Below are 19,574 nucleotides of genomic sequence, written 5' to 3'. Positions count from 1 at the left end.
GCCGCGCCCCGTTCAGCTCGCCGCGAGCGCCTGGCGCAGCGCGGCCAGCACCGGTGCGCCGTCCGGACGCACGCCGCGCCAGATGAAGAACGATTCGGCCGCCTGCTCGACGAGCATCCCGAGCCCGTCGGCGGTGCGCGCGCCGAGCGACGCCGCATGCTGCATGAACACCGTCGGCTGCGCGCCGTACATCATGTCGTACGCGAGCGTGCCCGCGCCGAACGCGGCCGCGTCGCACTCCGGCAGCGCGGCATCGAGGCTGCCGGCCGTCGCGTTGATCACGACGTCATATGGTTCCGCGCGCACGACGTCCGGGCCGCCGCCCGCGAGCGTGCAGCCCGCATCGTGGGCAGCCTGCATGAACTGGCCGACGAGCGCTTCGGCCTTGCTCGCGGTGCGGTTCACGATCGTGATCGACAACGGCGCGCGGTCGAGCAGCGGCAGCACGACACCGCGCGCCGCACCGCCCGCGCCGAGCAGCAGGATGCGCGCGCCCGCCAGCGACACGCCGAGATTCGCTTCGATGTCGCGCACGAGGCCGACGCCGTCGGTGTTGTCGCCATGGATACGGCCGTCGGCGTCGATACGCAGCGTGTTCACCGCGCCCGCCGCCGCCGCGCGCGGCGACAGCGTGTCGGCAAGCGCGTGCGCCTCGAGCTTGAACGGCACCGTCACGTTCGCGCCGCGACCGCCTTCGGCGACGAATGCCCGCACGGCCGCGTCGAAACCGTCGACCGGCGCGAGCCGGTGCGTGTATTCGACCGGCTCGCCCGTCTGCGCGGCGAACTGCGCGTGGATGAACGGCGACTTGCTGTGCGCCACCGGGTTGCCGAACACGACATAGCGGTCGGCGCCGCTCGTCGACGCAGCTGCGGTCATGATGCGCGCCCCTCTTCTTCGGCGTTGCCGCCCGTGGCTTCGCCGCCTTCACCACCTTCGCCGGCTGCTGCGCCGTCCGCCTCCGCCAGCGCTTCCGCCTCGGTTTCGGCCGTTGCGTCTTCGGCGTCGATCAGCGTGTCGTCGCCGCTTTCGGCGTCATCCTCTTCGTCGGCCGCGTCGCCGCTCGTCACGGTCGGCGCATCGAGCACGTTCAGCAACCGCACCGATGCCTCGATCGTCAGCTCGTCGAGCGACATCACGTCGAGCAGCACGCGCGTGCCGCGCGCATGCACGCCGAGCCCCGGCACGTGCAGCAGCAGCGGAATTTCCTCGAGGCGCACGAGATCGCCCTTCACCACGCTCGCGACGACCTGCTTCTTCTGCTCCTGCGCGAGCCAGCGCAGGCACCAGAAGTACTCCATCCGGCGCTGGTAGTCGGCGTAGGCCGTATACGTGTCGTCGAAGCCCTGCACGACCGCGTACAGGTCGGCGTCCTTCGGCTTGAACGGCGCGGCGAGCTTCGCGGTGACGCCGTGCTGCACGCACGCGAGCAGCTGCCACTGGTTCACGAGGTCGACGTAGCGGCGCAGCGGCGACGTGCTCCATGCGTACTGCGCGACGCCGAGACCTTCGTGCGGCGCGGCCGTCGTCTGCATCCGCGTGCGCTTCGGGCCCGGTGCGCCGAAGCCGCGCTGCGAGCGGTAGATGCCCGGCACCGTGTGATCGTGCAGGAACGCGCCCCACGTCGAGTTCGCGAGGATCGCGAGCTCCGACACGATCAGGTCGAGCGGCGAGCCGCGCCGGCGCGGCGTGATCGTCACGTGCTCGCCTTCGACGTAGAAGTTGTAGTCGGTGTTGCGCTGCACCTCGCGCTTCAGGCCGTAACCCGCGCGCGCGACCTGGCGCTTCTCGAACAGCGCCTGCGCGAGCGGCCACAGCACGGCGATGTCGTCCTTGTGCGGATAGTCGCCGGTGCCGGCCGCGAGCGTCTCTTCGTTGACGAGCTCGTCGAGGTTGTTGTGTCGCAGGTTGTTCTTCACGAACACGAGCTCGGCGCGCGTCTCGTTCGCGACGATCTCCTGCGTTTCGCGGTTGACGATGATGTACAGCGACAGTGCCGGGCGGTAGTCGCCCTCTTTCAGCGTGAACACGTCGACGACGTCGTCCGGCAGCATCGTGATCTTGTCGCCCGGCATGTAGACGGTCGACAGGCGCGTGCGCGCGATCGCGTCGATCGCGTCGCCGCGCACGATGCCGAGCGCCGGCGCCGCGATGTGCACACCGATGCGCACGCGGCCGTCGGAGAGATGCTCGACCGAGAATGCGTCGTCGATTTCGGTCGTCGTGATGTCGTCGATCGAGAACGCCTCGACGTCCGCGCGCGGCAGGTCGTCCGGCAGCGGGCCGACCGTGACGGCCGGAAAGCCCGTGCCGTGCGGGAAGAACTCCGCGAGGAAGCGCGCCTCGTGCAGCGCGCGCGGCGACGCGATGCCGCCGCAGTCGAGCATCAGCCGCGCCGGCGACACGCCGCGCGCACCGGCCGCCGCTTCCATCGCCTTGTATTCGATCGCGTTCTTGTCCGGCCGCGTCAGCAGCCCGAGCACCTTGCCCGCGAACGCTTCCGGCAGCTTGCCGGCCTTCAGTTCCTCTTCGTACTGCACCTGGACGAGCGCCTGCTGGCGCTTGCGCTCGAGCGACGCGAGCGCCATCTTGAGCTGCTCTTCCGGCGCGCGCTGGTACTGGCCGCGCCCCTTGCGGCGGAAATAGACGGGCGAGCCGTGCAGTCGCAACACCAGCGCCGCACGCTCCACCGGGCCGTACGTCGCGCCGAAGTATTCCGCGGCCAGCGCCGTATACGCGAACTCGTCGGTCGGCGCGCATTCCCACAGGAAATCCAGGTCGATCTGCTGCGCGGCCGAGTCGGCTTCCTGCATCAGTTCGCCCGCGGCCGGCTTGTCGAATTCGATCAGCACGTCTTTCGCGCGCACCTTGGCCCGCCGCCCGCCGGGCAACTCGACCTGAAATGCGTCGCCCTGGCGCGACAGCACGCTGCCCGCCTTGAAACTGCCCGATTCCTCGAAGAAAACGTTCACTCAGTACTCTCGTTCAGACTGCCGGGCGCCGCGTCCGCGGCGCCTCATGATGATGGGAATTCGATCGGCACATGGCCGGATCAAGACGTCTTTCCGTCGCAAAACGCGAGAACGTCGTCGACATAGTCGGCAAATTCGCTGATCCCGTGATCGCTGCCTTCGATCACGCGCGTCTTCGCGCCCGGGTAATGCGCGAGCATCTCGCGGTAATCGAGCACTTCGTCACCGGTCGCCGCGAACAGATAGTAGCGTTCGGCACGCGTGATTGCCGGCACGCGCAGCGCGTCGAGTTCATGCAGGTGATGGCGCTCGACGACGATCGTGCCGCCGCCGTGCCACAGCGGCTGTTCGCCGAGGTGCTGCTCGAGATCGCGCTGCGGCACGATGGCCGGATTCAGCAGCACGGCCTTCCAGCCGTGTTTTTCGGCCAGCCACGTGGCGTAATAGCCGCCGAGCGAGCTGCCGATGACGGTCACGTCGCGCGCGCCGGCCACCTCGGCTTCCGCGACCGCGATCGCTTCGAGCGGCGACACCGACAGCGACGGGCACCGCCACTCGCCGCTGCGGCCGAGCTCGGCCATGCGCGCGGCGAGCTGGCGCGACTTCTGCGATTCCGGCGACGACCGGAAGCCGTGCAGATACAGGATCACGTGCGGCTCCCGAGCGCATCGAGCAGCTTCTGATGGACACCGCCGAAGCCGCCGTTGCTCATCACGAGCACGTGGTCGCCCGGGCGGGCGGCTGCGACGACGGACTTCACCAGCAGGTGCAGGTCGTCGAACGCGTGCGCGCGATCGCCGAGCGGCGCCAGCGCCTCGGCCAGATTCCAGCCGAGCGCGTCGCGCCCGGCCGGCGCGCCGTAACCGAACACGAGATCGGCGTCGGCCAGGCTCGCCGGCAATTGCGACTTCATCACGCCGAGCTTCATCGTGTTCGAGCGCGGCTCGAGCACGGCGAGAATGCGGGAATTCTGACGGCCGATGCGTGCACGAAGGCCGGCGATCGTGGTTTCGATCGCGGTCGGATGGTGCGCGAAGTCGTCGTAGACGGTCACGCCGTCCACGCTGCCGCGCACTTCCATGCGGCGCTTCACGTTGCGGAACGACGCGAGGGACGCGGCGGCCTGCGCGGGCGGCACGCCGACGTGGCGCGCAGCCGCGATCGCCGCGAGCGCGTTCATCCGGTTGTGATCGCCCTGCACCTGCCATGCGACTTCGCCGACGCGTTCCGCGTGCGAATACACCGCGAAACGCTCGTCGACCGGCACGCCGTCCTCGGCCGGCAGCGCCTGCCAGCCGCCGTCGACACCGAACCGCTCGACCTCGCTCCAGCAGCCGCGCGCCAGCACGCGCTCGAGCGCGTCGGAACGGCCGTTCGTGACGATCCTGCCGACACCGGGCACGGTACGCACGAGATGGTGGAATTGCGTCTCGATCGCGGCGAGATCGGGGAAGATGTCGGCGTGATCGAATTCAAGGTTGTTCAGCACCGCGGTGCGCGGCCGGTAGTGGACGAACTTCGAGCGCTTGTCGAAGAACGCCGTATCGTATTCGTCGGCCTCGATCACGAAGAAGCTCGAATCGGTGAGCCGCGCCGACACGCCGAAGTTCAGCGGCACACCGCCGATCAGGAAGCCCGGGTTCAGACCCGAGTCTTCCAGCAGCCACGCGAGCATCGACGACGTGGTCGTCTTGCCGTGCGTGCCCGCGACCGCGAGCACCCACTTGCCGGCCAGCACGTGCTCGCCGAGCCATTGCGGGCCGGATACATAAGGCAGGCCGCGATCGAGGATCGCCTCCATCAGCGGATTGCCGCGCGTGACGACGTTGCCGATCACGAAGAGATCCGGTTTCAGGTCGATCTGCTCGGCGCCGTAGCCCTCGATCAGCGTGATGCCCTGCGCCTCGAGCTGCGTGCTCATCGGCGGATAGACGCCCGCGTCGCAACCCGTCACCGTGTGGCCCGCCTCGCGCGCGAGTACGGCGAGACCGCCCATGAAGGTGCCGCAGATGCCAAGAATGTGGATGTGCATAGATGAATGCTTTCGCGCCGCCGGGCGCCGTCGATTCGGAAAGGATGTGTGTGCGGCGCGCCGGACGGGCCGCGCGGCCGGCGCCCGGCCAACGGCTTTTGCCGCGACACAAAGAGCACTATTGTAACTGACGGCCTGCCGTGCCCGGCGGCCCGAACGATGCGCGCGAGCGGCGCCGGCACGCCGGGCGGCAGGCCGCGGCACCCGTGCTCGGGCGCCGCGGCGATCGAGTATGATTGCCGGATCATGTCTCGCAAACCTCTTGTCGACCCGCGGCGCCTCCGCGAGGAAATTGCCCAGTCCGCCGCCCGCCTGATCGCGGAGGACGGCCTCGACTATGCCGGCGCAAAACGCAAGGCCGCGCGCCAGTTGCTGGGCGACTCGCGCGTTGCCGGCGAATGGCTGCCGGATAACGACCAGATCGAGGAAGAACTGCGCGAATACATCGCCCTGTTCCAGAGCGACACGCAGCCGGACGAACTGCGCCGCCTGCGCGAAGTCGCGCTCGACTGGATGCGCCGGCTCGCCGAGTTCCATCCTTATGTGACGGGTGCCGTGCTGAACGGCACCGCGAACGCGCATTCGGATATCCATTTGCAGGCATTCACCGACAACCCGAAGGACGTCGCGATCTACCTGCTGAACCAGAACGTCCAGTACGACGTGTCCGAGACGCGGCATTTCGCGGGCCGCGCCGACGTCGAGACGCTCAGTTTCCTGTGGCGCCCGCGGCGCGACGTGGATGCGATCGGCATCCATCTCGCGCTCTATGCGAGCGACGACCTGCGCGGCGCGGTCAAGGCCGACGCGCGCGGCCGGGTCGCCCGTGCGGATGCCGCCGCGCTGCGCGCGCTCGTCGAAGCAGGCAAGGCCCCTTCCGAACCGGAATGATTCAACGATGATGATGAAACGCATGTTGGCGCTCGCGGTCGTCGCGGCCGCCGCCGTTGCCGGCGGGCTCGCCGCCGGCCATTGGTTCCGCGGCACCGCCGATGACGGGGTTGCCGTCGCCGCGCCCGCCGCGCAGGGCAGCCCGGTCGAACAGTTGTGGGCGGCCTCCCTGACGGGTGTCGACGGCAAGCCGGCCACGCTGTCCGCCTTCAAGGGCCAGAAGGTCGTCGTCAATTTCTGGGCGTCATGGTGCGGCCCGTGCGTCGAGGAGATGCCGGAACTCGTCGCGCTGTCGCACCAGTACAAACAGAAGGGCATCCGTTTCATCGGGATCGGCGTCGATTCCGAACAGAACGTGAAGAACTTTCTGCAGAAGGTGAAGGTCGACTATCCCGTCTTCGTCAGCGGTTACGCGGGCGCCGATCTGGCCCGTAATTTCGGGAATACCGCCGGCGCGTTGCCGTTTACGGTCGTCATCGACCAGACCGGCAAGATTCGCGAGACAAAATTGGGACAAATCCAGCCGGCCGAGCTGAAAAAGACGCTCGACGCGCTGTAACCCGCCCGAACGGCGGCCCGGACGTTGTGGGCGATTTGCCCGTCGATCGCCGCAATTTCGCGTGAATTCGCCGCTACTTTGCATGCGCGCCGGTAATTCTTGCAGGTCCCGCGCGCTCGGCCGTTCGGCAAAACTAGACAAATTTCTCTAAATAGCGCTAAAGTTCGCGCAATTCCGCAGAAATAGAAGCGACCATGACACGATTGCTGGTGCTGCACGGCCCCAACCTGAACCTTCTCGGCACCCGGGAACCGGAGGTGTACGGCCGCGTCACGCTCGCACAGATCGATCAGGCGCTTGCCGCGCGTGCCCGGGAAGCCGGCGCCGAACTGTCGTCGTTCCAGAGCAACCATGAAGGCGCGCTGGTCGACCGCATCCAGGCCGCGCGGGAGGAACAGACCGATTTCATCCTGATCAATCCGGCCGCGTATACGCACACGAGCGTCGCGATCCGGGACGCGATCGCCGGCGTTGGCATCCCGTTCGTCGAGGTTCACTTGTCGAACGTGCATCGCCGCGAAGCGTTCAGGCACCACTCCTACTTTTCCGACCAGGCCGAAGGCGTGATCTGCGGGCTCGGCTGGAAAGGTTATCTGTACGCGCTCGAGTACGCGCTGGACAAGCTGCAAGGCACGTCGCGCGGCTGAATTCGCGATCTAGATTCAGCGCCGGCCCCTAACCGGCGCTTTCACGTATTGAAAGGGGAATTCCCGATGGATCTTCGTAAGCTGAAAACTCTGATCGACCTCGTTTCCGAATCCGGCATCTCCGAGCTGGAAGTGACGGAAGGCGAAGGCAAGGTGCGCATCGTCAAGAACGCGCCGCCGGTCTACGTGCAGCCGACGGCTGGGTATGCCCCGCAAGTCAGCGCGCCCGCTCCGTCGGTCGCGCTGCCGACCGAAGGCGCTGCCGCGCCGGCCGCTGGCGGCGCTGCCGCACCGGCTGCCCCGCAGGGCCACGTCGTGACGTCGCCGATGGTCGGCACGTTCTATCGCGCGCCGTCGCCGGGCGCGGACCCGTTCGTCCAGGTGGGCGACACGGTCAAGGAAGGCCAGACGATCTGCATCATCGAAGCGATGAAGCTGCTCAACGAGATCGAGTCGGACAAGGCCGGCGTGATCAAGGAAATCCTCGTCGAGAACGGCCAGGCCGTCGAATACGGCCAGCCGCTTTTCGTGATCGGCTAAATCCGCCGCGCGGCCCGCAGGCCGCGCACCGCCGATGCTCGCCAGGCGCCGTTCGCGCGCCCCTCGAAGAGACGAATACTCGCTATGTTTGAAAAAATCCTCATTGCCAACCGCGGTGAAATCGCGCTGCGCATCCAGCGTGCGTGCCGCGAGCTCGGCGTCAAGACGGTGGTCGTCTACTCGGAAGCCGACAAGGAAGCCAAGTACGTGCGCCTCGCGGACGAAGCCGTCTGTATCGGCCCGGCCCCGTCGAACCTGAGCTACCTGAACATGCCGGCGCTGATCAGCGCCGCGGAAGTCACCGACGCCGAAGCGATCCACCCCGGCTACGGCTTCCTGTCGGAGAACGCCGATTTCGCGGAACGCGTCGAGCAGTCGGGCTTCACGTTCATCGGCCCGCGCCCGGAAACGATCCGCATGATGGGTGACAAGGTCACCGCGAAGCAGACGATGATCAAGACCGGCGTGCCGTGCGTGCCGGGCTCGGAAGGCGCGCTGCCGGACGATCCGAAGGAGATCGTCAAGATTGCGCGCGCGATCGGCTATCCGGTCATCATCAAGGCGGCAGGCGGCGGTGGCGGGCGCGGGATGCGCGTCGTGCACACCGAGGCCGCGCTCGTCAACGCGGTCAACATGACCCGCGAGGAAGCCGGCCGTGCGTTCGGCAACCCGCAGGTGTACATGGAGAAGTTCCTCGAGAACCCGCGCCACATCGAAATCCAGGTGCTGTCCGACGCGTACAAGAACGCGATCTGGCTCGGCGAGCGCGATTGCTCGATGCAGCGCCGCCACCAGAAGGTGATCGAGGAAGCGCCGGCGCCCGGCATTCCGCGCCGCCTGATCGACCGCATCGGCGACCGCTGCGCGGACGCCTGCAAGAAGATGGGCTATCTCGGCGCGGGCACGTTCGAATTCCTGTACGAAAACGGCGAGTTCTACTTCATCGAGATGAACACGCGCGTGCAGGTCGAGCATCCGGTATCGGAGCTGATCACGGGCGTCGACATCGTGCAGGAACAGATCCGCATCGCGGCCGGCGAGAAGCTCACGCTGCGCCAGCGCGACATCCAGTTCCGCGGACATGCGATCGAATGCCGGATCAACGCCGAAGATCCGTTCAAGTTCACGCCGTCGCCGGGCCGGATCACGTCGTGGCATACGCCGGGCGGCCCCGGCGTGCGCGTCGATTCGCACGCCTACAATGGCTATTTCGTGCCGCCGAACTATGATTCGATGATCGGCAAGCTGATCACCTACGGCGCGACGCGCGAGCAGGCGATCAGCCGGATGCGCATCGCGCTGTCCGAAATGGTCGTCGAAGGCATCCAGACCAACATCCCGCTGCACCGCGAGCTGATGATCGATTCGAAGTTCGTCGAAGGCGGCACCAGCATCCACTACCTCGAAAACCGGCTCGCCCAGAAGCAGCAGGTCGCACCGGAAGAAGCGTAAGCATGAGCTATCGCGAACTCGTCGTCGAACTGGCCCGTGAGCACGCGGAGGCACTGTCCGACGCGCTGCTCGAACTCGGCGCGCTGTCGGTGTCCGTGGAAGACGCCGACGCCGACACGCCCGACGAACAGCCGCTCTTCGGCGAGCCGGGCCTCGTGCCCGACCGCACCGCGTGGCAGCACTCGCGCGTGGTCGCGCTGCTCGCGGCCGAGCATGAGCCGGCCGTGCTGCTCGCCGCGGCTGCCAACGAGATCGGCATCACCGAAACGCCGACGTTCATCGTCCGCGAAGTCGAGGAACAGGACTGGGTGCGACTCACTCAATCGCAGTTCGAGCCGATCCCGATCGGCGAGCGGATCTGGGTCGTGCCGTCGTGGCACGATGCGCCCGATCCCGATGCGCTCGTCCTCGAACTCGATCCGGGCCTCGCGTTCGGCACCGGCAGCCATCCGACCACGCGCCTGTGCATGGAATGGCTCGAGCAGTCGGTGAAACCGGGCCAATCGGTGCTCGACTACGGTTGCGGCTCGGGCATTCTCGCGATCCTCGCGAAGAAATGCGGGGCGAACCCCGTCATCGGCATCGACATCGATCCGCAAGCCGTCGAATCGGCACGGCAGAACAGCGAACGCAACCGTGCGGAAGTCACGTACGGGCTGCCCGATGCGTGCCCGGACGGCGAATTCGACATCGTCGTCGCGAACATCCTGTCGAATCCGCTGAAGCTGATGGCGTCGATGCTCGCATCGAAGGTCAAGCCGGGCGGGCGCATCGCGCTGTCGGGCGTGCTCGCGCGCCAGGCGGACGAAGTCGCGGCCGTCTACGCGCGCTACGTCGACATCTCGGTCTGGCGTGAACACGAAGGTTGGGTATGCCTCGCCGGAACCCGGCGCGAAAGCCATTAGAATAGCGCTGTCCTTCACTCTGGCCAGCAGGCCGCCCGGCTCGACATGCTTCTTGCGACGCGCTGCCCTCATTGCGAAACCGTCTTCCGGCTGCAGCAGGAACAGCTCTCGCTGCATCAAGGGCTCGTGCGCTGCGGGCATTGCCACGAAGTCTTCAACGCATCCGAGTCGCTCGTTCCCGAGCATGCGCAGCAGCCCGAGCCGGCCCTGACCGAACCGGCTGCCGCGCCGGACGAAGGCAACGCGCACCATCCGGCCCCGCCGGCCCGGCTGTTCACTGCCGATGCGCCGGCCGGGGCATCTTCCGACACCGATTACAAGCCGGAAGGCTGGGACATGTGGGCGCCGTGGCTCGACGCCGGCGTCGACCCGTCGCTGCAACACAACGTGCAGACCGTGCGCACCGAGCCGCTGATACCGCTCGCCCTTCCGTCCACCGACGCCGGCGTCGTTCACTTGTCGGGTACGCCCGCGCCGTTCGCCCCCTCCCCGGCCGAGCTGGACACTTCCGCAGCCGTCGCGCAACCAGCCGAATCGCTGCAGACGCAAACACCGCGGGATACCGAATCATCGGCCGCACCCGTCGAGCGCGACCCGCGTGAGCCGCGCTTCGTCGCACACCGCCCGTCGGACGCAGATACCGCTCACGATGCCGCCGAACCCGTCGGCACCGCGCACTTCGCCGTGCCGGACGACGAACGCGCGCCGCGCGAACCGCGTTTTGCATTCGCGCCGGCACCGGCCATCGCCGCGGCCGGATCCGAACCCGACACCGGTACCGGCGCAAAGGCACCGCACGACGAGAAACCAGCCGCGGCCGCCAGCGCGCCGGCCGCACCGTTCCCCGCTGCGCTGACCGACGACGATCGCCCCCACTTCGCCGTCACGCGCGAGACGCGCGCCCCGCAGCGGCGCGGAATGCTCGGCGGCTTTTTCGGCGGCCTCGTCGCCGCCGTGCTGGCCGTGCTGCTCGTCGCGCAACTCGCGTGGTGGCAACGCGAAACGCTGATGATCCACTGGCCGGTCACGCAAGGCTGGTTCCGGCAGGCCTGCGCGCCGCTCGGCTGCACGGTCGCGCCGCCGCGCGCGATCGACGGCCTGCGGCTCGACGCGACCGACCTGCGCCAGCTCGACGGCCCGCGCGAGCTCGAGCTGAAGGTACCGCTGACGAACCGCTACCGCGTCGCGCTCGCCTACCCGTCGCTCGAACTGACGCTGCTGGACGACACCAACCACGTGACCGTGCGCCGCGTGCTCGCGCCGCGCGACTACGTGCGCCCGGGCACGCCGATCGACGCCGGGTTGCCGCCCGGCACGACGCAGACGATGGTCGTCCGCCTCGAAACGAACGGCACGCCCGCCTCGAATTTCCGCGTCCAGATCTTCTATCCGTGACGCACCGCGGCGCGCGCATGCGCGCCCGTCTCAACCCGCGCGCCCGAGCGGCGCGCTATTTCGGAGCACGAACATGAGCAAAGTTACGCTGGGTGGCAACCCGATCGATCTCGCCGGCACGTTCCCGGCCGTCGGCGCCCAAGCCGCCGATTTCAAGCTGGTCGGCAAGGACCTCGCCGACCTGTCGCTCGCCAGCTTCGCCGGCAAGCGCAAGGTGCTGAACATCGTGCCGAGCCTCGACACGCCGACCTGCGCGACGTCGACCCGCAAGTTCAACGAAGCCGCATCGTCGCTCGACAACACGGTTGTCGTCGTCGTGTCGGCCGACCTGCCGTTCGCGGCGACGCGCTTCTGCACGACCGAAGGCCTCGAGAACGTCGTGACGGCTTCGACGTTCCGTACCGGCCGCGCATTCGCGAACGCATACGGCGTCGACGTGACGAGCGGCCCGCTGAACGGCCTGACCGCCCGTGCCGTCGTCGTGCTCGACGCGCAGGACAAGGTGATCCACGCGGAACTCGTCGGCGAAATCAAGGACGAGCCGAACTACGATGCAGCACTCGCCGCACTGAAGTAAGCTTTCTTTCGCTTTCCCCTGCCGCGCCGCGCCTTTCGCGCGGCGTTGTCGCGCAGGGTCCCTCATTTCTACAGGAACGCACACCTTGGCTACGTTGATTTGCGGCTCGATCGCCTACGACTCCATCATGACCTTCGAAGGGCGGTTCCGCGAGCACATCCTGCCCGACCAGGTGCACCTCATCAACCTGAGCTTCCTGGTGCCGACGATGCGCCGCGAATTCGGCGGCTGCGCGGGCAACATCGCGTACGCACTGCACCTGCTCGGCGGCGATGCACGCATGATGGGAACGGTGGGCGCGCTCGACGCGCAGCCGTATCTCGACCGCCTCGACCAGCTCGGCCTGCGCCGCGACCACGTTCGCGTGCTGCCCGACACCTATACGGCGCAGGCGATGATCACGACCGATCTCGACAACAACCAGATCGCGGCGTTCCACCCGGGCGCGATGATGCAGTCGCACCTGAACCACGCAGGCGACGCGCCGGACATCAAGCTCGCGATCGTCGGCCCTGACGGCTTCGACGGGATGGTCCAGCACGTGGAAGAACTCGCCAAGGCCGGTGTGCCGTTCGTGTTCGATCCGGGCCAGGGCCTGCCGCTGTTCGACGGTGCGACGCTGCGCCGCAGCATTGAACTTGCGACCTATGTAGCGGTCAACGACTACGAGGCCAAGCTGGTGAGCGACAAGACGGGATGGTCCGAAGATGAAATCGCCAGCCGGGTCGACGCCCTCGTCATCACGCGTGGCGAGCATGGCGCGACCATCCGCCACAAGCAGGGCGCGGAGCAGATTCCGGTCGTACCGGCCGAACACATCGCCGATCCGACCGGCTGCGGCGATGCCTTCCGGGGCGGCCTGCTGTACGGCATCGAGCATGGCCTCGACTGGGCAACCACGGGCCGCCTCGCGAGCCTGATGGGCTCGATCAAGATCGCCCACCAGGGGCCCCAGACTTACGTACTGACGCGCGCCGAGATCGACGCGCGCTTCGAGACTGCATTCGGTTACAGTCTCAAATGAATATTGTGGGAGAGCAAAGATGTTGACGAAAAAGACCCTCACGCTCGCGGCCATGCTGACGGCCTCGCTGACGCTCACCGGTTGCTTCACCGCGCCGGGCTCGGCGGATGTCTATAGCGTCGGCCAGGCGCAGCGCGAACAGACGGTTCGCATGGGCACGGTCGAAAGCGTCCGTGCAGTGCGCATCCAGTCCGACGGCGGCGGCAGTGCAATCGGCACGCTCGGCGGCGGCGCACTCGGTGCGGTGGCAGGCAGCGCGATCGGCGGCGGCAAGGGATCGATCCTGACCGCGATCGCGGGCGGTCTCGTCGGTGCGGTCGCAGGCAACGCAGTCGGCGAAAACCTCAGCACGGCGAACGGTGTCGAAATCACCGTGCGCCTCGACAACGGCGATCTGCGCTCGATCACGCAGGCAGCAAGCGGCGAAGCGTTCCGCGCCGGCGAGCGGGTGCGACTGCTGTCGAGCGGCGGCGTCACGCGCGTCACGCACTAACAGGTACCTCAGCTCGCGGCGCAAGCCGCGGTCGAACGCATGTGCGAAGCTGCACATGCGTTTTTTTTCGTCCGTACTCGCCGCTGCCCGCATACGGGCAGCCGGCATACGGGCAGCCGGCACACCGGCTCCCCGGCACATCGGCAAACACGGACGAAAAAAATCCCGCCACCTGAGCCAGATGGCGGGACTGATTGAGTAGCGCTACTCAACCCACGGACACCATGTGAGTGTCCGGGTGGTACGGCTCAGCCTCGATTACGGACGGCTGCCGGTCGGGAACGGCCATGCCGCTGCCGGGTTGAGCGCGGTCTTCACGCCCGATGCCGGCGCAACCGATGCGGTCGACGCGGTCGTTGCCGGCGCAGCCTTCTTCACGACGGCCTTCTTCGGAGCTGCAGCCTTCTTGGCCGGTGCAGCTGCCTTCTTCGCCGGAGCAGCGGCCTTCTTCGCAGGAGCAGCGGCAGCCTTCTTCGCAGCAGGCGCAGCCTTCTTCGCGGCAGCCTTCTTCGCAGGCGCGGCCTTCTTCGCAGCAGCCTTCTTAGCAGGCGCGGCCTTCTTCGCAGCAGCCTTCTTCGCCGGTGCAGCCTTCTTCGCAGCAGCCTTCTTCGCCGGTGCGGCCTTCTTCGCAGCAACCTTCTTCACTGCGACTTTCTTGGCTGCAACCTTCTTCGCTGCGGCCTTCTTCGCCGGTGCTGCCTTCTTCGCGGCAACCTTCTTCACCGCGACCTTCTTGGCTGCAACCTTCTTCGCTGCGGCCTTCTTCGCCGGTGCTGCCTTCTTCGCGGCAACCTTCTTCACCGCGACCTTCTTCGCAGCAACCTTCTTCACTGCAGCAGCCTTCTTCGCCGGAGCAGCAGCCTTCTTCGCAACGGTCTTCTTGGCAGCAACTTTCTTAGCAGCCGGTTTCTTCTTGGCGGTAGCCATGTTGTTCTCCTTCAGGTTCAGATGAGAGTCAGTTCAAACTACACCCTTCGTCAAAACCCGCTTCCCGCGGACGCTGTTCAGGACGTGCGCTTCGAAGCGGGCTATTCATCGGCGTACGCGGATACCACGCGCTTACGCTAATGAATACGGCATGGCGCGCGTGACCACCCGGCCTCGCGCGCCAAATCAAGTCGGTAGCCGGCGCACCTCGCGCCGCTACCCCTAATCGCTTGATCAAGCGGACCGCCACACGGCCGTCCGCTTTTTCCGGAGGGAAGTTTGCCCATCCCACTGAAGGGTTCGCAAAGTGCCTGTCGTGTCGTTGGGCCGTTAAGGCACCGGGCATGCTTTGCATCAGGCGTTCTTGCTCCTAAACCTTGGGCCGGGGCCGAGAGGCCACCGGCTGCTCACATCATGTGACGGGTTCGCTGCTGCGGGTTATTCCCAGGACAGCGCACCGCCCGTCTGATACTCGATCACACGCGTCTCGAAGAAGTTGCGTTCCTTCTTCAGGTCGATCATCTCGCTCATCCACGGGAACGGGTTTTCCTCGTTCGGGTACAGCGGATCGAGGCCGATCTGCTGGCAACGGCGGTTGCTGATGAAGCGCAGGTAGCTCTTGAACATCGACGCGTTCAAACCCAGCACGCCGCGCGGCATCGTGTCTTCGGCGTAGCGGTATTCGAGTTCGACAGCCTGCTTGAACAGCTCGCGGATCTCGGCGCGGAATTCCGCGGTCCAGAGATGCGGGTTCTCTAGCTTGATCTGGTTGATCAGGTCGATGCCGAAATTGCAGTGCATCGACTCGTCGCGCAGGATGTACTGATATTGCTCTGCAGCACCCGTCATCTTGTTCTGGCGGCCGAGCGCGAGGATCTGCGTGAACCCGACATAGAAGAACAGGCCTTCCATGATGCAGGCGAACACGATCAGCGACTTCAGCAGCTTCTGGTCCGCTTCGAGCGTGCCGGTCTTGAAGGCCGGATCCGTCAGCGTGTGGATGAACGGGATCAGGAATTCGTCCTTCGCGCGGATCGACGTGACCTCGTGGTACGCGTTGAAGATCTCGCCTTCGTCGAGACCGAGCGATTCGACGATATATTGGTACGCGTGCGTGTGGATCGCTTCCTCGAACGCCTGGCGCAGCAGGAACTGCCGGCACTCGGGCGCCGTGATGTGTCGGTACGTGCCGAGCACGATGTTGTTCGCCGCGAGCGAATCGGCCGTCACGAAGAAGCCGAGGTTGCGCTTCACGATGCGGCGCTCGTCCTCGGTCAGACCGTTCGGGTCCTTCCACAGTGCGATGTCGCGGGACATGTTGATTTCCTGCGGCATCCAGTGGTTCGCGCAACCGGCCAGATACTTTTCCCACGCCCACTTGTACTTGAACGGCACCAGCTGATTCACGTCAGTCTGGCCGTTGATGATGCGCTTGTCGGCGACATTGACCCGCGCTTCCGAACCGCCGGCGGGAACAGCCGATGCTTGCGGCGGCACCGCAAGATCGCCTTCGAAAATGTCACGGACCTGATGGGCGGCAGGCGTTGCAGCCTGCATTCCGACAGCCATCCCGGCGGAGGTGCGCATTGCGTTTTGCTGCGCTCCGCTCGCGGGGGTTACGGCAGTCTTCTCGTCATCCCAGTTGAGCATAAATTCTCACCATCAATTTAGAACGGTTTGTACCATCTTTTCCTGAGCGATAAAAGGGTTCGCTCACGAAAAATCCTTTTTTCGATTCGCGTTGCGACCTCGATACAACACTTTGAGCAACGCATCGTCATTCATGCAGCGCGCGATGTGAGTCGCGCGTGTATCGCGAGGTGCGCTCGACGCATCGAACGCTGATCGAAACGCGACGTCGTCGGGGATGTTTCGATCGCTTGTCACTGCCTGCAACGCAGGTGCCGCGTTACAGATTCCTTATCATTTTTTTAGTTGAGAGCGGCGCACACTTCAACCTCGATCGGTCGTCGTGTGCGCCGCCCTTGCCTGCTTCTCAGGTCAGGCGCACTGCGTTACTGGCACGCTTCGCACTCGTCGAAGCCAGGATCGCCCGGACGCATCGTGCACACCGGACCATCCGCCTCGACCGGCGCGAGTGCCGGCGCTGCGTTGACCGCGCCCGACGACGCATCGCCGCCCGCCGCACCAAAGCCGCCCGCTGCGCCTTGCGCGCCGCCGCTGCTCGAGCCGCCGGTCGGCACTGCGTTCAGTGCGCCGTGCGCGACCGTCGACTTCTCGACGTGCGTCGCCGCCATCGTGCGGAGGTAGTAGGTCGTCTTCAGGCCGCGCAACCATGCGAGCTTGTAGACCTCGTCGAGCTTCTTGCCCGACGCGCCGCCCATGTAGATGTTCAGCGACTGCGCCTGGTCGATCCACTTCTGGCGACGCGATGCCGCTTCGACCAGCCACGTCGGGTCGACTTCGAACGCGGTCGCGTAGATCGCGCGCAGGTCGGCCGGGATGCGGTCGATGCGCGACAGCATGCCGTCGAAGTACTTCAGGTCGGCGACCATCACTTCGTCCCACAGGCCGCGTTCCTTCAGGTCGCGGACGAGGTACTCGTTGACCACCGTGAATTCGCCCGACAGGTTCGACTTCACGTACAGGTTCTGGAAGGTCGGCTCGATACAGGCCGACACGCCGATGATGTTCGAGATCGTCGCCGTCGGCGCGATCGCGACGCAGTTCGAGTTGCGCATGCCGTGTGCGGCGATCCGCGAACGCAGCGACGTCCAGTCGAGCGACTCCGACGTGTCGACCTCGACGTAGCCGCCGCGCGCTTCCGTCAGCAGCTTCAGCGTGTCCTGCGGGAGGATGCCGCGATCCCACAGCGAGCCGCGGTAGCTCGAGTAGCGGCCGCGCTCTTCGGCCAGCTCGGTCGACGCGTAGTACGCGTAGTAGCAGACCGCTTCCATCGAACGATCGGCGAACTCGACCGCCGCTTCCGACGCGTACGGCGTGCGCAGCAGGTGCAGGCAGTCCTGGAAGCCCATGATGCCCATGCCGACCGGACGGTGCTTCAGGTTCGAGTTACGCGCCTTCGGCACCGCGTAGTAGTTGATGTCGATCACGTTGTCGAGCATGCGCATCGCGACGCTGATCGTGCGCTTCAGCTTCTCGTGGTCGAGCGCGTAGCTTCCGTCGGCCTGCTTCACCAGGTGGGCGACGAGGTTCACCGAGCCGAGGTTGCACACCGCGATTTCGGTGTCGCTCGTGTTCAGCGTGATTTCCGTGCACAGGTTCGACGAGTGGACGACGCCGACGTGTTGCTGCGGCGAGCGCACGTTGCACGGATCCTTGAACGTGATCCACGGGTGGCCCGTCTCGAACAGCATGCCGAGCATCTTGCGCCAGAGCTGCTGCGCCGGGATCTTCTTGAACAGCTTGATCTCGCCGCGCGCGACCTTCTCTTCGTAAGCCGTGTAAGCCTTCTCGAAATCGGCGCCGAACTTGTCGTGCAGGTCCGGGCAGGTCGACGGCGAGAACAGCGTCCAGTCGGCGCCTTCCATCACGCGCTTCATGAACAGGTCGGGAATCCAGTTCGCCGTGTTCATGTCGTGCGTACGGCGGCGGTCGTCGCCGGTGTTCTTGCGCAGTTCGAGGAATTCCTCGATGTCGAGGTGCCACGATTCGAGGTACGCGCAGACCGCGCCCTTGCGCTTGCCGCCCTGGTTGACCGCGACGGCCGTGTCGTTCACGACCTTCAGGAACGGGACCACGCCTTGCGACTTGCCGTTCGTGCCCTTGATATGCGAGCCGAGTGCACGCACGCGCGTCCAGTCGTTGCCCAGGCCGCCGGCGAACTTCGACAGCAGTGCGTTTTCCTTCAGCGCTTCATAGATGCCGTCGAGATCGTCCGCGACCGTCGTCAGGTAGCACGACGACAGCTGCGAGCGGTGCGTGCCCGAGTTGAACAGCGTCGGCGTCGAGCTCATGAAGTCGAAGCTCGACAGCACGTTGTAGAACTCGATCGCGCGCGTCTCGCGGTCGATCTCGTTCAGCGACAGGCCCATCGCGACGCGCATGAAGAATGCCTGCGGCATTTCAATGCGGGTGCCGTCGACGTGCAGGAAGTAACGGTCGTACAGCGTCTGCAGGCCGAGGTAGCCGAACTGCAGGTCGCGGTTCGCGTCGAGCGCTTCGCCGAGGCGCTTCAGGTCGAACTGCAGCAGCTTGTCGTCGAGCAGGCCGGCGTCGACGCCGCGCTTCAGGAACTGCGGGAAGTATTCCGCGTAACGGGCCGGCATCTCGGCCTGGACGACTTCCTCGCCGAGGATCTCGCGACGGATCGTGTGCAGCAGGATGCGGGCCGTGACCTGGCTGTACGCCGGGTCCTTCTCGATCATCGTGCGCGCCGCGAGGATCGCCGAGTCGTAGACCTGGCTCATCGGCACGCCGTCGTACAGGTTCTTCACCGTTTCGGCGACGATCGGGTCAGGGTTAACCGCAGCGCCGAGGCCGTCGCATGCCGATACGATCAGCGCGCGCAGTGCGTTCAGGTCGAGCGGACGCGTGACGCCGTTGTCGACGACGTTGATGCCGGTGCTCGATTCGCCGCCCGCTGCCGCTGCTTCCTCGCCCGCATGCTGGCGCTCGAGGTGACGCTTCTCGCGATACAGCACGTACGCACGCGCGACGTTGTGCTCGCCGCCGCGCATCAGCGCGAGTTCGACCTGGTCCTGGATGTCTTCGATATGGAACGTACCGCCGTTCGGGCGGCTGCGCACGAGCGCGCGCACGACGTTGTGCGTCAGCTGTTCGACCTGCTCGCGCACGCGCGCCGAAGCCGCGCCCTGCCCGCCGTTGACGGCCAGGAAAGCCTTGGTCACCGCGATCGCGATCTTCGAAGGTTCGAACGATACGACGCTGCCGTTGCGGCGGATCACCTTGTAGTCGGCGAACGTGGCCTGCGGCGCGAGCGCCTTCGCGCCCTGTTCGGTCCCGCCGAGCGGACGGCTCGAGGCGCTCTCGTACTGGGACGTCGCGTTGTCGGTGGTTTGCATGTGCAAAGCTCCTGGTGTTGGATGGTGCGGAGAGAACCGCGGATTAAAACGAACGCTGCGCAACGCGGTGCGCGAGCGGTAAGAGGCGAGCGATGCGCCGGGGAAGCCGGTTCGGTCGATGCGCGACAACCGAGCCGGTCGTGTGCTTCGTCAT

18 protein-coding genes are annotated in these 19,574 nt (G+C 66.2%); 10 read left to right on the top strand and 8 right to left on the bottom strand.

Annotation, left to right across the window (positions count from 1 at the left end; translation table 11 throughout):
- Positions 1-12: 12 nt before the first annotated feature.
- The 4 genes from aroE to mpl all read right to left on the bottom strand — a co-directional run bounded on the left by aroE (position 13) and on the right by mpl (position 5,208).
- Positions 13-879, bottom strand: coding sequence for a shikimate dehydrogenase (gene aroE / locus DPV79_RS29215; RefSeq protein WP_027788422.1), 867 nt, complete (start codon positions 877-879; stop codon positions 13-15).
- A complete protein-coding gene (locus DPV79_RS29210) occupies positions 876-2,972 on the bottom strand; it encodes a ribonuclease catalytic domain-containing protein (RefSeq protein WP_113047108.1) in 2,097 nt (698 codons plus the stop codon). Before DPV79_RS29210 ends, aroE begins: the two co-directional genes overlap by 4 nt.
- Before the next feature lie 80 nt (positions 2,973-3,052).
- Entirely contained in the window at positions 3,053-3,622 is a 570-nt protein-coding gene (locus DPV79_RS29205; protein WP_021161885.1) for a YqiA/YcfP family alpha/beta fold hydrolase, read from the bottom strand.
- Positions 3,619-5,208: a UDP-N-acetylmuramate:L-alanyl-gamma-D-glutamyl-meso-diaminopimelate ligase gene (gene mpl, locus DPV79_RS29200; RefSeq protein ID WP_425267366.1), complete on the bottom strand. Its 1,590-nt coding sequence runs from the start codon at positions 5,206-5,208 to the stop codon at positions 3,619-3,621. The genes DPV79_RS29205 and mpl overlap by 4 nt, the downstream gene beginning before the upstream one ends.
- Before the next feature lie 42 nt (positions 5,209-5,250).
- On the opposite strand from mpl, the gene DPV79_RS29195 reads away from it, so the two are divergent.
- The 10 genes from DPV79_RS29195 (at position 5,251) to DPV79_RS29150 (ending at position 13,487) form a co-directional block, all read left to right on the top strand.
- Entirely contained in the window at positions 5,251-5,895 is a 645-nt protein-coding gene (locus DPV79_RS29195) for a hypothetical protein (protein ID WP_042976655.1), read from the top strand.
- A gap of 7 nt (positions 5,896-5,902) precedes the next feature.
- The gene (locus tag DPV79_RS29190; protein ID WP_021161888.1) at positions 5,903-6,454 is read left to right on the top strand and encodes a TlpA family protein disulfide reductase; all 552 of its coding nucleotides are present in this window, start codon (positions 5,903-5,905) and stop codon (positions 6,452-6,454) included.
- Between the two features lie 194 nt (positions 6,455-6,648).
- Positions 6,649-7,101: a type II 3-dehydroquinate dehydratase gene (gene aroQ, locus DPV79_RS29185; protein WP_011350880.1), complete on the top strand. Its 453-nt coding sequence runs from the start codon at positions 6,649-6,651 to the stop codon at positions 7,099-7,101.
- Positions 7,102-7,167: 66 nt separating this feature from the next.
- A complete protein-coding gene (accB, locus tag DPV79_RS29180; RefSeq protein ID WP_021161889.1) occupies positions 7,168-7,641 on the top strand; it encodes an acetyl-CoA carboxylase biotin carboxyl carrier protein in 474 nt (157 codons plus the stop codon).
- 84 nt (positions 7,642-7,725) lie between these two features.
- Positions 7,726-9,093 (top strand): acetyl-CoA carboxylase biotin carboxylase subunit, encoded by a 1,368-nt coding sequence (accC, locus tag DPV79_RS29175; RefSeq protein ID WP_021161890.1) that lies wholly within the window; start codon positions 7,726-7,728, stop codon positions 9,091-9,093.
- A gap of 2 nt (positions 9,094-9,095) precedes the next feature.
- On the top strand, positions 9,096-9,998 hold the full coding sequence (prmA, locus tag DPV79_RS29170; RefSeq protein WP_113047107.1) for a 50S ribosomal protein L11 methyltransferase: 903 nt from the start codon (positions 9,096-9,098) through the stop codon (positions 9,996-9,998).
- Positions 9,999-10,043: 45 nt separating this feature from the next.
- Positions 10,044-11,393, top strand: coding sequence for a zinc-ribbon and DUF3426 domain-containing protein (locus DPV79_RS29165; RefSeq protein WP_113047106.1), 1,350 nt, complete (start codon positions 10,044-10,046; stop codon positions 11,391-11,393).
- Between the two features lie 73 nt (positions 11,394-11,466).
- Positions 11,467-11,970: a thiol peroxidase gene (gene tpx, locus DPV79_RS29160; protein WP_027783488.1), complete on the top strand. Its 504-nt coding sequence runs from the start codon at positions 11,467-11,469 to the stop codon at positions 11,968-11,970.
- Positions 11,971-12,055: 85 nt separating this feature from the next.
- Positions 12,056-12,994, top strand: coding sequence for a carbohydrate kinase family protein (locus tag DPV79_RS29155; protein WP_021161892.1), 939 nt, complete (start codon positions 12,056-12,058; stop codon positions 12,992-12,994).
- Between the two features lie 19 nt (positions 12,995-13,013).
- On the top strand, positions 13,014-13,487 hold the full coding sequence (locus DPV79_RS29150) for an outer membrane lipoprotein (RefSeq protein ID WP_021161893.1): 474 nt from the start codon (positions 13,014-13,016) through the stop codon (positions 13,485-13,487).
- A gap of 258 nt (positions 13,488-13,745) precedes the next feature.
- Here DPV79_RS29150 and DPV79_RS29145 read toward each other — a convergent pair whose 3' ends face one another.
- From DPV79_RS29145 to DPV79_RS29125, 4 genes are all read right to left on the bottom strand, one after another.
- The gene (locus DPV79_RS29145) at positions 13,746-14,414 is read right to left on the bottom strand and encodes a histone H1-like DNA-binding protein (RefSeq protein WP_021161894.1); all 669 of its coding nucleotides are present in this window, start codon (positions 14,412-14,414) and stop codon (positions 13,746-13,748) included.
- Between the two features lie 28 nt (positions 14,415-14,442).
- Positions 14,443-14,769 (bottom strand): hypothetical protein, encoded by a 327-nt coding sequence (locus DPV79_RS29140; protein WP_113047105.1) that lies wholly within the window; start codon positions 14,767-14,769, stop codon positions 14,443-14,445.
- 83 nt (positions 14,770-14,852) lie between these two features.
- The gene (locus tag DPV79_RS29135; RefSeq protein ID WP_014898151.1) at positions 14,853-16,064 is read right to left on the bottom strand and encodes a ribonucleotide-diphosphate reductase subunit beta; all 1,212 of its coding nucleotides are present in this window, start codon (positions 16,062-16,064) and stop codon (positions 14,853-14,855) included.
- Positions 16,065-16,429: 365 nt separating this feature from the next.
- Positions 16,430-19,420 (bottom strand): ribonucleoside-diphosphate reductase subunit alpha, encoded by a 2,991-nt coding sequence (locus DPV79_RS29125; RefSeq protein ID WP_021161897.1) that lies wholly within the window; start codon positions 19,418-19,420, stop codon positions 16,430-16,432.
- Between the last annotated feature and the right edge of the window lie 154 nt (positions 19,421-19,574).

The sequence above is a fragment of the Burkholderia reimsis genome (assembly GCF_003294055.1).
Classification (GTDB): Bacteria; Pseudomonadota; Gammaproteobacteria; order Burkholderiales; family Burkholderiaceae; genus Burkholderia; species Burkholderia cepacia.
Note: the sequence above shows the minus strand (reverse complement) of the source record. Positions and strands in the feature narration are given on the sequence as shown.

What these genes read in the sequence shown, in the direction of transcription:
- DPV79_RS29145 (WP_021161894.1), bottom strand. Translation starts at nt 14,414, where the DNA reads ATGGCTACCGCCAAGAAGAAACCGGCTGCTAAGAAAGTTGCTGCCAAG.
- aroE (WP_027788422.1), bottom strand. Translation starts at nt 879, where the DNA reads ATGACCGCAGCTGCGTCGACGAGCGGCGCCGACCGCTATGTCGTGTTC.
- prmA (WP_113047107.1), top strand. Translation starts at nt 9,096, where the DNA reads ATGAGCTATCGCGAACTCGTCGTCGAACTGGCCCGTGAGCACGCGGAG.
- DPV79_RS29165 (WP_113047106.1), top strand. Translation starts at nt 10,044, where the DNA reads ATGCTTCTTGCGACGCGCTGCCCTCATTGCGAAACCGTCTTCCGGCTG.
- DPV79_RS29135 (WP_014898151.1), bottom strand. Translation starts at nt 16,064, where the DNA reads ATGCTCAACTGGGATGACGAGAAGACTGCCGTAACCCCCGCGAGCGGA.
- accB (WP_021161889.1), top strand. Translation starts at nt 7,168, where the DNA reads ATGGATCTTCGTAAGCTGAAAACTCTGATCGACCTCGTTTCCGAATCC.
- tpx (WP_027783488.1), top strand. Translation starts at nt 11,467, where the DNA reads ATGAGCAAAGTTACGCTGGGTGGCAACCCGATCGATCTCGCCGGCACG.
- DPV79_RS29140 (WP_113047105.1), bottom strand. Translation starts at nt 14,769, where the DNA reads ATGCAAAGCATGCCCGGTGCCTTAACGGCCCAACGACACGACAGGCAC.
- DPV79_RS29125 (WP_021161897.1), bottom strand. Translation starts at nt 19,420, where the DNA reads ATGCAAACCACCGACAACGCGACGTCCCAGTACGAGAGCGCCTCGAGC.
- DPV79_RS29195 (WP_042976655.1), top strand. Translation starts at nt 5,251, where the DNA reads ATGTCTCGCAAACCTCTTGTCGACCCGCGGCGCCTCCGCGAGGAAATT.
- accC (WP_021161890.1), top strand. Translation starts at nt 7,726, where the DNA reads ATGTTTGAAAAAATCCTCATTGCCAACCGCGGTGAAATCGCGCTGCGC.
- DPV79_RS29150 (WP_021161893.1), top strand. Translation starts at nt 13,014, where the DNA reads ATGTTGACGAAAAAGACCCTCACGCTCGCGGCCATGCTGACGGCCTCG.
- aroQ (WP_011350880.1), top strand. Translation starts at nt 6,649, where the DNA reads ATGACACGATTGCTGGTGCTGCACGGCCCCAACCTGAACCTTCTCGGC.
- DPV79_RS29190 (WP_021161888.1), top strand. Translation starts at nt 5,903, where the DNA reads ATGATGATGAAACGCATGTTGGCGCTCGCGGTCGTCGCGGCCGCCGCC.